This window comes from Pseudomonas sp. Tav-5-1A, assembly GCF_055755055.1.
Genome location: NZ_CM146901.1, coordinates 4558938 through 4571084 on the forward strand (window position 1 = coordinate 4558938; position 12147 = coordinate 4571084).

At 66.4% G+C, this 12147-nt stretch carries 14 protein-coding genes; 10 read left to right on the top strand and 4 right to left on the bottom strand.

The annotated features are described in order from the left end of the window. Window positions 1–30: 30 nt before the first annotated feature. The 7 genes from egtB to pseH all read left to right on the top strand — a co-directional run bounded on the left by egtB (window position 31) and on the right by pseH (window position 5693). Window positions 31–2172, top strand: a complete 2142-nt coding sequence (gene egtB, locus AC0J42_RS20610; RefSeq protein WP_473003468.1) for an ergothioneine biosynthesis protein EgtB — start codon at window positions 31–33, stop codon at window positions 2170–2172. A 178-nt stretch (window positions 2173–2350) separates the two neighbouring features. Further along, the gene (locus AC0J42_RS20615) at window positions 2351–2542 is read left to right on the top strand and encodes a con-10 family general stress protein (protein WP_268140763.1); all 192 of its coding nucleotides are present in this window, start codon (window positions 2351–2353) and stop codon (window positions 2540–2542) included. Window positions 2543–2606: 64 nt separating this feature from the next. Beyond that, window positions 2607–3164: an ATP-dependent Clp protease proteolytic subunit gene (locus tag AC0J42_RS20620; protein ID WP_416425518.1), complete on the top strand. Its 558-nt coding sequence runs from the start codon at window positions 2607–2609 to the stop codon at window positions 3162–3164. Window positions 3165–3244: 80 nt separating this feature from the next. Beyond that, window positions 3245–3469: a DUF6555 family protein gene (locus tag AC0J42_RS20625; protein WP_416425519.1), complete on the top strand. Its 225-nt coding sequence runs from the start codon at window positions 3245–3247 to the stop codon at window positions 3467–3469. A 124-nt stretch (window positions 3470–3593) separates the two neighbouring features. Continuing rightward, window positions 3594–4529: a 2-dehydropantoate 2-reductase gene (gene panE, locus AC0J42_RS20630; protein ID WP_473003470.1), complete on the top strand. Its 936-nt coding sequence runs from the start codon at window positions 3594–3596 to the stop codon at window positions 4527–4529. A 37-nt stretch (window positions 4530–4566) separates the two neighbouring features. Continuing rightward, window positions 4567–5145 carry a TetR/AcrR family transcriptional regulator gene (locus AC0J42_RS20635; protein WP_416425521.1) on the top strand — a complete coding sequence of 193 codons (579 nt, stop codon included), beginning with the start codon at window positions 4567–4569 and terminating at the stop codon, window positions 5143–5145. Beyond that, on the top strand, window positions 5142–5693 hold the full coding sequence (gene pseH / locus AC0J42_RS20640) for a UDP-4-amino-4,6-dideoxy-N-acetyl-beta-L-altrosamine N-acetyltransferase (protein ID WP_473003472.1): 552 nt from the start codon (window positions 5142–5144) through the stop codon (window positions 5691–5693). The genes AC0J42_RS20635 and pseH overlap by 4 nt, the downstream gene beginning before the upstream one ends. Window positions 5694–5707: 14 nt before the next feature. On the opposite strand, the gene AC0J42_RS20645 is transcribed toward pseH, so the two are convergent. Continuing rightward, window positions 5708–6475 carry an AraC family transcriptional regulator gene (locus AC0J42_RS20645; RefSeq protein ID WP_473003474.1) on the bottom strand — a complete coding sequence of 256 codons (768 nt, stop codon included), beginning with the start codon at window positions 6473–6475 and terminating at the stop codon, window positions 5708–5710. Between the two features lie 82 nt (window positions 6476–6557). Between AC0J42_RS20645 and AC0J42_RS20650 the strand changes: the two genes are divergently transcribed. Then, the gene (locus AC0J42_RS20650; protein WP_473003476.1) at window positions 6558–7451 is read left to right on the top strand and encodes an ATP-binding protein; all 894 of its coding nucleotides are present in this window, start codon (window positions 6558–6560) and stop codon (window positions 7449–7451) included. Here the strand turns inward: AC0J42_RS20650 and ptrR are convergent. Continuing rightward, window positions 7421–8299, bottom strand: a complete 879-nt coding sequence (ptrR, locus tag AC0J42_RS20655) for a putrescine utilization regulator PtrR (protein ID WP_473003477.1) — start codon at window positions 8297–8299, stop codon at window positions 7421–7423. The two genes, AC0J42_RS20650 and ptrR, sit on opposite strands and share 31 nt — an antisense overlap. A gap of 102 nt (window positions 8300–8401) precedes the next feature. Between ptrR and AC0J42_RS20660 the strand changes: the two genes are divergently transcribed. Both AC0J42_RS20660 and AC0J42_RS20665 read left to right on the top strand, forming a co-directional pair. Beyond that, window positions 8402–9793 carry an aldehyde dehydrogenase family protein gene (locus AC0J42_RS20660; RefSeq protein WP_473003479.1) on the top strand — a complete coding sequence of 464 codons (1392 nt, stop codon included), beginning with the start codon at window positions 8402–8404 and terminating at the stop codon, window positions 9791–9793. A gap of 92 nt (window positions 9794–9885) precedes the next feature. Next, window positions 9886–10188: a hypothetical protein gene (locus tag AC0J42_RS20665; RefSeq protein ID WP_416425527.1), complete on the top strand. Its 303-nt coding sequence runs from the start codon at window positions 9886–9888 to the stop codon at window positions 10186–10188. A gap of 113 nt (window positions 10189–10301) precedes the next feature. Here the strand turns inward: AC0J42_RS20665 and AC0J42_RS20670 are convergent, their stop codons facing one another. Then, on the bottom strand, window positions 10302–10844 hold the full coding sequence (locus tag AC0J42_RS20670) for a GGDEF domain-containing protein (protein ID WP_416425528.1): 543 nt from the start codon (window positions 10842–10844) through the stop codon (window positions 10302–10304). Window positions 10845–10998: 154 nt separating this feature from the next. Continuing rightward, complete coding sequence (locus AC0J42_RS20675) at window positions 10999–12117, bottom strand: L-dopachrome tautomerase-related protein (RefSeq protein WP_473003481.1); 1119 nt, start codon at window positions 12115–12117, stop codon at window positions 10999–11001. Window positions 12118–12147: the final 30 nt, after the last annotated feature.

The following is a 12147-nucleotide window of genomic DNA, read 5'->3' on the forward strand; positions in this document are numbered from 1 at the left end:
GCCATCGACGCAGCCGCGGAGCCTTGACTGATGAACCTGATGCCACGCCACGCACTGGAAACCCTGCCCACCCTGGCCGATGAGCGGCTGCAGCGCTACCGCCAGGTGCGCCGCCATAGCGAGCGCCTGGCCAGCCCGTTGACCCCGGAGGACATGGTGGCCCAGTCGATGCCCGACGCCAGCCCCACCAAGTGGCACCTGGCGCACATCACCTGGTTCTTCGAGACCTTCCTGCTGGTGCCCAACCTGCCCGAATACCGGCCGTTCGATCCCAGCTTCGTCTACCTGTTCAACTCCTACTACGAGGCCGTGGGGCCGCGCCAGCCGCGGCCCCAGCGCGGGCTGATGACGCGCCCGGCGCTGGACCAGGTGATGGCGTACCGGCAATACGTAGACCTGCACATGGGCAGCCTGCTGGCCATGGACCTGGACGCCGCCACCCTGGCCCTGGTGGACCTGGGCCTGGCCCATGAACAGCAGCACCAGGAACTGCTGCTGATGGACATCCTCCACCTGTTCAGCCTCTCGGCGCTCAAGCCTGCCTACGACCCGGCCTGGCCGGCCGATGCCGGCGGCCGCGAAGGCCAGTTCAAGGCACTGGACGGTGGCCTGGTGGACATCGGCCACGACGGCGACGGCTTTGCCTTCGACAACGAAGGCCCGCGCCACAAGGCGTACCTGGCGCCGTTCGAGATCAGCGACCGGCTAGTGACCAACGGCCAATGGCTGCGCTTCATGGCCGCCGGCGGCTATGCCACGGTGGGCCTGTGGCTGTCCGACGGCTGGGCCGTGGCCCGCGAGCAGGACTGGCAGGCACCGTTGTATTGGCAACGGGACGGCGAGCACTGGCAAGTGATGACCCTGGCTGGCCTGGTGCCCGTGGACCCCGATGCCCCCGTCACCCACATCAGCTACTACGAGGCCTGCGCCTTCGCCACCTGGGCCGAGGCGCGCCTGCCCACCGAGGCCGAATGGGAGCTGGCGGCCACCACCGGCCTGCTCGAGCAGGTGGATGACGTGGCCTGGCAATGGACCCAGAGCGCCTACTGCCCCTACCCCGGCTTCCACCCGGCGCCCTCGGCGGTGGGCGAGTACAACGGCAAGTTCATGGTCAACCAGATGGTGCTGCGCGGGGGCGCCAGCATCACCAGCCCCGAGCACTGCCGGCCCAGCTACCGCAACTTCTTCACCCCCGGCCTGCGCTGGATGTTCTGCGGCCTGCGCCTGGCCCGCGACGTGTGCCAGGACGGCCTGCACAACAGCGAGTTCGCCCGCGACGTGATCGCCGGCCTGTCGGCGCCGCACAAGAGCCTGTCGCCCAAGTACTTCTACGATGCCGCCGGCTCGCAGCTGTTCGAGGCCATCTGCACCACCCCCGAGTATTACCCCACGCGCGCCGAAACCCGGCTGCTCACCGACGTGGCGGCGCAGATCGGTGCGGTGATTCCCGAGGGCGCGGCGCTGGTGGAGTTCGGCAGCGGTGCCTGCGACAAGATCCGCCTGGTGCTGGACGCCGCGCCCCAGGTCAGCGTCTACGTGCCCATCGACATCTGCCAGGACGCCCTGGACAACGCCGCCAGCCACCTGCGCGATCGCTACCCGCAGCTGCAAATAGCGCCCCAGGTGGACGACTTCACCCGCGCCCTGCACCTGCCGGAGGCGGTGAAGGGCAAGCCACGGGTGGGCTTCTTCCCGGGCTCCACCATCGGCAACTTCACCCGCCCGCAGGCGGTGCAGTTCCTGCGTTCGGCGCACACGCTGCTGGGGCGCAACGCCTGGTTCATCGTCGGCGTGGACATGGTCAAGGAGCCGGCCATCCTGGAAGCCGCCTATGACGATGCCGCCGGCGTCACCGCGGCGTTCAACCTCAACCTGCTCAAGCGCATGAACCGCGAGCTGAACGGCAACTTCGTGATCGACGACTTCCGCCACCTGGCGCTGTGGAACGCCGAATTGCAGCGCATGGAAATGCACCTGGTGAGCCAGCGCGAACAAGTGGTGCAAGTGGCCGGCCAGGCCTTCCACTTTGCCGAGGGCGAGCGCCTGCACACCGAGAACTCACACAAGTTCACCGTCGAGTCTTTCACCGAGATGGCCGCGCTGGGCGGCTGGCGCGTGTGCCACCAGTGGATCAGCGATGAGCCGCAGGTGGCGTTGTTCTGCCTGTGCTGACAGCCCATGCAGGAGACGGGCGGCGCAACAGTCGTTTTGGCACTAAATATTCAAGCCAAAAACACTAAGACCGCCCGTCTCGCCTTTCTATAATCAATAAACTTTTATCGGCTTTGCCTTTCACAGTTAATGCAGGGCCACTGGCCTTGCACATCCGATAAAACAGAGGAAGAGAATCATGGCTAACACAGGCAAGTCGAACCCAGGAAACTTCTCCAATGATCGTGAAAAAGCCTCCGAAGCCGGCAAAAAAGGCGGACAGGCATCTTCCGGCTCGACTGCAGGCAAAATGCCAAACGACCGGAGCAAAGCAACTCCCGATAGCAGCAAAAAAGGCGGTCAAGGCAGCCACGGTGGCGGCCGCAGCTAATCGCTGAGTCAGGGCCGGGGCAGCGTCCCCGGCCTGCATACCCCGCAACGACAAGGACATGACGGTGAGCCAGCACATTGTTCATTTCCATTGCCAGATCGACCAGAGTACCCACGAACGCCTGCGTGACCGCTGCCTTGAAGCGCTGAAGGCCGGCGCCGAGTCGCTGTGGCTGAACATGTCGTCCTCGGGCGGCAGCACCAACTTCGGTTTTACCATCTACACCTTCATCAAGTCCTTGGGCATTCCGGTGCGCACCATCAACTCCGGCAACATCGAGTCCATGGGCATCATCGTCTACCTGGCCGGCACCGAACGCATCGCCGCGCCACAATCACGTTTCCTCATCCACCCCATGAACTGGTACTTCAGCCAGAATTCGGTGGACCATTCGCGCCTGCGCGAATACCTCTCCAGCCTCAACAACGACCTGGAGCGCTACGTGACTATCTTCAAGGACGAGACCGCAGACGCCGAGCAGAAACTGGATATCTTCAAATGCCTGTCGGCCGAAGAGAAGGTCATCGCCGCCGACGACTCGCTGACCTGCGGCATCGCCCACCGCCTGGAGCAGGTGGTGTTCCCCAAGGATGCGGTGCACTGGACGGTCAGTGGCGAATAGACCGGCTGTCCAACAATCCGACTGAATTTTTTCCCCACCCTGGACTCACTAAAACTGTCACAGGGAGGAACTTCAGTTTTATGAACAGCGCAAAACTCTACGTCATTGACTACACGCTTCATGGCGTACCGAAATCGTTCATCATCCGCGCGCACACCATGGACAACGGTGAGGCGTGGCATTGGGCAAGTTGTGACGCCGGGGTGGGCCGCATTGGCCGCTTCGGCCGCGAACGAGTGAAAAAGACCAGCAAACCGCTGGCAGAAAAATTTGGCATCGAAGGGGTGAATTGGCGACCGGCATAAGTTCCCGTCGCTGGCAAAAAAATAAAGGTCGATCACACTCTATTCGAACGAGGGTGATCGGCCTATATTTTATGGGGGCTTTAATGCCTACACCTGGACCTCAATGAAAAGGAGTGACTAGATCATGCGGATTTTGATCGTGGGGGCCGGTGCCGTCGGCGGCTATTTTGGCGGGCGCCTGCTGGCGGCCGGGCGCGACGTCACCTTCCTGGTGCGCGCGGCGCGCGGCCAGCAACTGGATGAACACGGCCTGCGCGTGCGCAGCCCGCTGGGCGACATTGACCTGCCCCGGGTGCCGTGGGTGCAGGCACGGGACATCGACCGCCCGTTCGCGTTGATCCTGCTCAGCTGCAAGGCCGGGCAACTGGACGCCGTCATGGCCGACATCGCACCGGCGGTGGGCCCCGATACCCTGATACTGCCGCTGCTCAACGGCATGCGCCACCTGGAGCTGCTGGACGCCCGTTTCGGTGCCGACAAGGTGCTGGGCGGCAAGTGCTTCGTGTCGCTGGACAAGCGTGCCGACGGCACCATCGTGCACTTCAACCAGCGCGACGACCTGGCGTTCGGTGCGCGCGTGGGCCAGGACGGCGCTCGTGTGCAGGCGGCGTTCGAGGCGCTGGACAACGCCGGCTTTGCCGCCCAGTTGAGCCCGGACATCACCCAGGAAATGTGGGAGAAATGGCTGTTCATCGCCACCGGCGGCGGCATCACCTGCCTGATGCGCGCCAGCGTCGGCGACGTGGTGGCCGCAGGCGGCGAAGACCTGATCTGCGACCTGTTCGAGGAATGCTCGGCCATTGCCCGACGCGCCGGCTACCCGCCGCGCGAGCCGGTGCGCGAGGCGTTCCTGCAGGTGCTGACCGAGCCCGGCTCGGCGCTGACCGCCTCGATGCTGCGCGACGTCGAGCGCGGCGACGGCACCGAGGCCGATCATGTGCTGGGCGACCTGCTGCGCCGGCGCCCGGCCGAAGACGTCGAGACCCCGGACCGCTCGGTGCTGCGCCTGGCCTACACGCACCTGCTGGCCTACGCGGCGCGCCGCGCCCGCGAACAATGACCTGCCCCTTATCTGTTCAAGCAACGCCGAGATCATCATGCCCCGCGTATCCCGCCAACAAACCGAACGCAACCGTGAAATCATCCTGCAGGTGGCCACCCGCCTGTTCCGCGAGCGCGGCCTCAAGGGCCTGAGCGTGGCCGACGTAATGAGCGCCGCCGGCCTCACCCACGGTGGCTTCTATGGCCATTTCGAGTCCAAGGAAGCCCTCGCCGCCCAAGCCTGCCGCCAGGCCTTCGAACAGTCGGTGCAACGCTGGGCCGAGCGCACCGAACCGACCCGCGACCGCAAGGGCGCGCGCCGGGTGCTGATCGACCATTACCTGGCCGACAGCAACCGCGACGCCCCCGGCGACGGCTGCCCCACCGTCGGCTTTGCCGGCGATGTGTGCCGCGAGCCCGAGGGCAGCCCGCTGCGCCAGGCCTACACCGACGGCGTCGGCGCGTTGCTGGACGACTACGAGGCGGTGATGGGCCAGGAACAGCCCGAGCAGCGCCGCCACGCGGCGCTGATGGAGTTCACCCTAATGGTCGGCGCCATCACCCTGGCGCGGGCGACCGAGGGCCACCCGCTGTCGGACGAGATCCTGCAGGCGGCGCGGGAGTACCTGGCATGATTGCCTTCGTGCCCATCCTCGCCACCAGCGCCGAGGTGCAGGAGCGCGTGCGCCAACTGCGCAACCAACCGCAGGTGCGCAAGTACATGTACACCGACCACGAGATCAGCCTGGACGAACACCAGGCCTGGCTCGCCAGCCTGGCCGGCAACGCCCGCCAGGCGGTGTTCGTGGTGATGGTCGACGACGTGCCCCGTGGCCTGGTGTCGCTGAACGCCATCAACCCCCTGCACCGCAGTGCGGACTGGGCGTTTTACCTGGACAGCGAACTGCAGGGCAAAGGGCTGGGCAGCCAGGTCGAGTGCTGGCTGCTGGACCATGCGTTCGACGAGGTGGGCCTGGCCAAGCTCAATTGCGAGGTGCTGGCCAGCAACCCGGCGGTGGTGCGCCTGCACCAGAAGTTCGGGTTCGTGCTGGAGGGCGTGCGCCGCCAGCACGTGTGCAAGGACGGCGAGCGGCTGGACGTGATGCTGCTGGGGATCACTGCCCAGGAGTGGCGCGCACAACGGCCGTCGATCGTCGAGCGCCTGGCGCGGTTGCAGGGGTAAGGCCACAGGCCGCGTCACCACTCACTGGGCGACACGCCGAACTGCCGGCGGAACATGGCGCTGAAAGCGCTGGGGGTGTTGTAGCCGACCTCCAGCGCCACTTCCAGCACGCTGTGGCCCAGGGCCAGGCGCTGCAGGGCGGTCAGCAGCCGCGCCTGCTGGCGCCATTTGCCGAAGGTCATGCCGGTGTCGCGCACGAACCAGCGCTGCAAGGTCTTGGGGTTCACGCCGAGCTGCCCGGCCCAGTCGTTGAGTTCCAATTCCAGGCCCTGGCCCTGCAGAATCTGCTCGCTCAACGGCTGCAACGCCGGGTGCCGCAGGTGCGGCAGGTGCAGCGGCAACGGCTGCTGCTGGTTCAGCTCATCGAGCATCAGCGCCATGACCCGGCCATCGCGGCTATCCGCGGCCGGCGGGGTGCGGATGGCCACCGCCGCCAGGATCAGCTCGCGCAGCAGCGCCGGCACCCCCAGCACGCAGCAACTGCCCGGCAGGTGCGCGGGCACCTGCGCAGGCTCGATGTACAGGGTGCGCACCCGCACCGCGCCAACCATGCGCGTCCAGTGCGCCACCCCCGGCGGTATCCACAACCCGCGGTCGCTGGGCACCAGCCAGTGGCCCTCGGCGGTGCCCACCACCAGCACGCCCTGGGTGGCGTAGAGCAGCTGCGCGTTGTGGTGGCGATGGGTGGCCACCCAGTGGCCGTCGTCGAAGTCCAGGGCCACGGCAGCCACGCCGCGAGCGTCGGTCGGTTCGCCGTGGTCGACAATGTCCGTTTTACGCATGCAGGCGCCCTTTTATCGTTAGACGCACACTTTGCCCTATCCCTAAGCTTGTGCCCAGCCATCCCTGCACTGTGATACCACCATGTCCATGACCGTTGACAGCTCTGCCCTGCTCGCCCAACTCGAACGCATCGCCAACAGCCTGGAGCGCGCGTTCCCGCCCGACCAGGCGCTGGTGTTCGACAGCAACGCCATCGCCTTCCAATGGCACTACCGGCGCGTGCGCGGCGTGGAACAGCCAGTGCTGGCGGCGGTCAAGCAGCCCAGCCTGATCAGTTTCGACGCGCTGCAGAACATCGACCGGCAGAAGCGCCTGATCGAACAGAACACCCGCCAGTTCGTCGAAGGCCGCCCGGCCAACAACGTGCTGCTGACCGGCGCCCGTGGCACCGGCAAGTCATCGCTGGTCAAGGCCTGCCTGGAACGCTTCCACGGCCAGGGCCTGCGCCTGATCGAGGTGGACAAGGCGCACATCGGCGACCTGCCGCAGATCCTCGACTTCACCACCGGCCGCCCCGAGCGCTTCATCCTGTTCTGCGACGACCTGTCCTTCGAGCAAGGCGATATTGGCTACAAGAGCCTGAAGACCGTGCTCGACGGCTCGGTGGCTGGCCAGGCGGCCAACACGCTGATCTACGCCACCTCCAACCGCCGCCACCTGATGGCCGAGCGCGCCAGCGACAACCTCAACTGGAAACGCGGCGAAAATGGCGACCTGCACCCCGGCGAGGAGTCGGAAGAAAAGATCTCGTTGTCGGAGCGCTTCGGCCTGTGGATCTCGTTCTACCCCTTCTCCCAGGACGAGTTCCTTGGCGCGGTGAACGAATGGCTGGCGGCCTGCGGGGTGCCCGCGGACGCCTTTGCCCAGGCCCACGTCGAAGCCCTGCGCTGGGCCACCCAGCGCGGCTCGCGCTCAGGGCGCATCGCCGCGCAGTTTGCTCGCGACTACGCCGGGCGCGTGGCCGCCGAGGCCTGACTCTCCAGCATCTCCTGCATGCCCAGCAAATTGGGCGAACGCGTGCCGCGGCGCCAGGTCAGCCAGGTCTGGCGCCAGCTGTATTCACCGCCCAGGGGCCAGGCGCTGACGTTGCTGCTGCCCGGCATGCTTTCCAGCATGCTGCGCGGCACCATGGCCAGCCCGGCGCCGGCGCTGACGCAGGCGAGCATGCCGTGGTAGCTCTCCATCTCGAAAATGCGCCCCGGGGTGGCGCCGTCGGCGATGAACCAGCTCTCCAGGTGCCGCCGGTACGAACAGTTGGCGCGGAAGGCGTACACCGTCTCGCCACTCACATCCAGGGCGCGGGTCACCGGCGCATGGCCCTTGGCGGTCACCAGCAGCATTTCTTCCTCGAACACCGCAATGCCGTCGAGCAGCGGGTGCAGCGGGCCGTCGACGAACGCCGCAGCGAAGCGCCCGGCCAGCACGCCGTCGATCATGTCGCCTGAGGGCCCGGTGGACAGGTCCAGCTCCACCTTGGGGTAGCGCTGGTGGTAGGCCGCCAGCAAGGGCGGGATGCGCACCGCCGCCGTGCTTTCCAGCGAGCCCAGGGTAAACACGCCCTGGGGCTCGCCGCTGGACACGGCCAGCCTGGCCTCGTCCACCAGGTCGAGAATGCGCCGGGTGTAGTCGAGGAAGCTGTGGCCGTTGGCCGACAGCCGCAGGCGCAGTTTCTCGCGGATGAACAGGTCCACGCCCAACTCGCTTTCCAGCTGCTTGATGCGCGTGGTCAGGTTCGACGGCACCCGGTGAACCTTGGCGGCAGCGGCAGTGATGCTGCCCTCCTCGGCGACGGCCTTGAACAGTTCGAGCTGGGTCAGGTCCATGATACTTTCTCGTTTCGTGAGCATTTCACTTATTATTATTCATTATTCATGAAGCGATCAAGGGCATAAGGTAACGCTCATCTACTGCCTTGGAGGTTTGCCATGAATGCCCCCGCCGTTATCGACTACGCCGTTTCCCTGAACCCGGCCACCGGTGAAGAACTGGCGCGCTACCCGTTCCAGACCGCCACCCAGCTGGACCAGGCCCTGGCCCGCAGCGCCGACGCCTACCGCCAGTGGCGCCAGGTATCGGTGGCCGACCGCGCCGCCGTGCTGGTCAACGTCGCCACTGCCCTGCGCAACAACAGCGAGGCCCTGGCCCGCAGCATGACCCTGGAAATGGGCAAGCCGATTCTGCAAGCCCGCGCCGAAGTGGAAAAATGCGCCGGCCTGTGCGAGTGGTACGCCGCCCAGGGCCCGGAACTGCTGGCGCCTGAGCCGACCCAGGTGCCGGGCGACAAGGCCTTTATCGAATACCGCCCGATCGGCCCGATCCTGGCCGTGATGCCGTGGAACTTCCCCATCTGGCAGGTGCTGCGTGGCGCCGTGCCGATCCTGCTGGCGGGCAACACCTACGTGCTCAAGCATGCGCCGAACGTGATGGGCAGCGCGCTGCTGCTGGCCCAGGCCCTGCGCGAGGGCGGCGTGCCGGAAGGTGCGTTCGAAGTGCTGAACGTGGGCAACGACGGCGTCTCCAGCGCCATCAATGACCCGCGCATCGCCGCCGTGACTGTCACCGGCAGCGTGCGCGCCGGCGCCGCCATCGCCTCCCAGGCCGGTGCCGCGCTGAAGAAATGCGTGCTGGAACTGGGCGGCTCCGACCCGTTCATCGTGCTGGCCGACGCCGACCTCGACGAAGCCGTGAAGGCCGCCGCCATCGGCCGCTTCCAGAACGTGGGCCAGGTGTGCATCGCCGCCAAGCGCTTCATCATCGAAGACAGCGTGCTGCCGGCCTTTACCGAGAAACTGGTGGCGGCGGTCCAGGCCATGCAGGTCGGCGACCCGCTGGAAGAAGGCAACTACATCGGCCCCATGGCCCGCTACGACCTGCGCGACGAGCTGGACGGCCAGGTGCAACAGACCCTGGCCGAAGGCGCCACCCTGCTGCTGGGCGGCCACAAGGTGGAAGGCGTGGGCAACTACTACGCGCCGACCATCCTGGGCGACGTGACGCCGGACATGACCTCGTTCAAGCAGGAGCTGTTCGGCCCGGTGGCCTCGATCATTGCCTGCCGCGACGCCGCGCATGCGGTTGAGTTGGCCAACGACAGCGAGTTCGGCCTGGCCGGCAGCGTCTGGACCGCCGACGTCGCGCTGGCCAAGCGCCTGGCCGCAGCGCTGGACACCGGCGGTGTGTTCATCAACGGCTACTGCGCCTCCGACCCCCGCGTGGCCATTGGCGGCGTGAAGAAAAGCGGTTTCGGCCGCGAGCTGTCGCACTTCGGCCTGCGCGAGTTCTGCAACGCCCAGACCGTGTGGGTTGACCGCCGGTAAGATGAAATATCGCCGTCGGTCGCAACATTGGATCGACGGCGCCCCGCCCCCTGCCTAAGCTGGTGAAACGTCCTTATCGAGGGAGCGCTACCATGTTCAGGAAAACCTTGCTTACCCTGGCGGTCGCCAGCCTGCTGTCCGCCACCTCGGCGGTGGCCCTGGCGGCGTCCGACATTTCCATCAACAACGGCACCGATGCCTCGCCGTCCAGCCCTGGCGCCGACCCGCGTACGCAAGGCGCCGACCCGGGCCGCAGCGGCGGCACCGACAACGGTGGCGGTGGCTACAGCGGCAAGCAGGACACCTCGGGTGGCGCTGGCACCAGTGATGACGATGACGACGATGATGATGGTGGCGACAGCGGCGGCGACAGCGCTTCGGCCCCGCCTAACTGATCGCGTCTTTTTGTGGGAGCTGGCTTGCCAGCGAGCTTTAGGGCCTCAACAGCTCGCTGGCAAGCCAGCTCCCACACGTCCACGTGGATCTGTAGAAACGGATTCCCCCATCTTCAGGCGCGCATGGCACCGGTGTAGGACTGGCCGAAATGCCGCGTTGCCACGCGATCGCCGCCCGCCCGGGCGGCTTCGTCGCACAACTGCGCCACCGCATTGAAGAACGCCGAATGCCCCGCCTCGCTGCGGGGTATCAGCGTGCCTGCGCCAATGCTGGCGGTCAGTGGGTGTTCGGCCTGGGCTGCGCGAATGGCCTGGTGGCAGCGCTCGGCCACCACTTGCGCGCCGTCTGCCGGGGTTTCCGGCAGCACCAGCATGAACGCATCGGCAGAGCAGCGCCCGGCGCTGTCGCGGGCCCGCCGGGCGATGGCGTCGAGCAATTGGCCTAAGTGGCCCAGATGCACCTCGCCCTGCTCGCGGCCCTGCTGGCGGCAGAACGCCGGGAACTGGTCGACGGTCACCACGATCAACGACAAGGGTTGCCGCAACCGCAGGGCCTGGGCCCATTCGGTTGCCAGCAGCGTCGCCACCGCCCCCGTGGGGGCGTCCTGGGCAGCGTCGCTGGCGACGCCCATCAGCCGTTCTCTGTGCAAGCTCACCGTCGGCTCCTTGAGGGACATGCATTGACGAAAACGCCGGGCGGCGATGTTCGCCCCCGACGTGGCGAATACCTTATCGCCTGCGCTTTCGCACTGTCCAGCATAGAGCCTGGCTGGCGGGTAGCCAGTGAGTAACAGGCCCGGTACGCAGTTTTTACATTGCCGTCTTGAACCGCAGGATGTTGTACGGCGCGGTGCGCAGGTCCTTGCCGCCGTGCAGCCCCGGCACCCGCTGCCATTGCCCTACGGTGACGTACAGGTAGCCGCCCTGCCAGTACAGGCCATCCGGCCAGATCAACCGCGGGTCGCGGCCCACCAGCGCAAATTGCCCGGCGTTGTCGCGGCTGATGATGGAGTAGCGCGAGGCGTCGCCGAAGTACAGCGTGCCCTTGGCGTCCACGGCGATGCCGCCGTTGGAGGCAACCTGGCCCTCGAAGTGAATGTCCTTGACCAGCGCGTCCTCAGGGCGGTTGAAGTCGCTGAGCGCGGCGGTGTCGATGCTGTAGTAGTTGGGGTTGGTGGGAATGGTCCAGTACAGCTTCTTGTGGTCCGGCGACAGCTCGATGCCGTTGACCCCGCCCTGGGGCATGGTCGGGTGGTCGAGGCTGTAGGCGTGGGGCTGGCCTTCGACGTAGGTCATGTAGCCGGGCGCGGGCGAGGTCTGCGGCAGGTTGTGGAACAGCTCGCGCATCTTGCCCGTGGCGATGTCCACCACGATCAGCGAACAATCCGAGGGGCTGGAAAAACCATTGTTGGAGATGTACACCGTGCCCTGGGCGCCGTGGTCGGGGTCGATGCGCAGGTCGTTGAGCTGCACGCTGTCGCGCAGGAACGGCTTGTGGAAGACGATGGTCTTGAGCACCTTGCGCGTGGTGATGTCGATGCCCACAAGCTTCGCCGAGCCGTCGGGAATGCCGTCGATGCCCGGGCGCTTGCCCTCGTCCAGCACCCACAGGGTGTTGCCGGCCAGCGTCAGGCCCAGGGGCGACACCAGCCAATCGGTGAGCGGCTTGCCGGTGTCGGTGGTGGTGGCAAGGTCGGGGAACGGCACCTGCTTGCCCTTCACCAGTTCCACCACCGAGGGGAATGTGTGGTTGCTGCCGGCCCGGGGCAGCGTCAGGAAGGTGCGGCCGCCGGGGGTGACGACAATGCCGCTGGCCTCGGTGTTCTGCAGGGCGGCCACCAACTCGCCCTGTGGCGCAAGGGCTGGCTGGGCGTTAGCGACAGAGGCGACTGCCAGCAGCGCCAGGGTCATGGGTTTTATCGCGTTCATTGCGGGGGGTGCCTCCATGTCAGTGAGCAA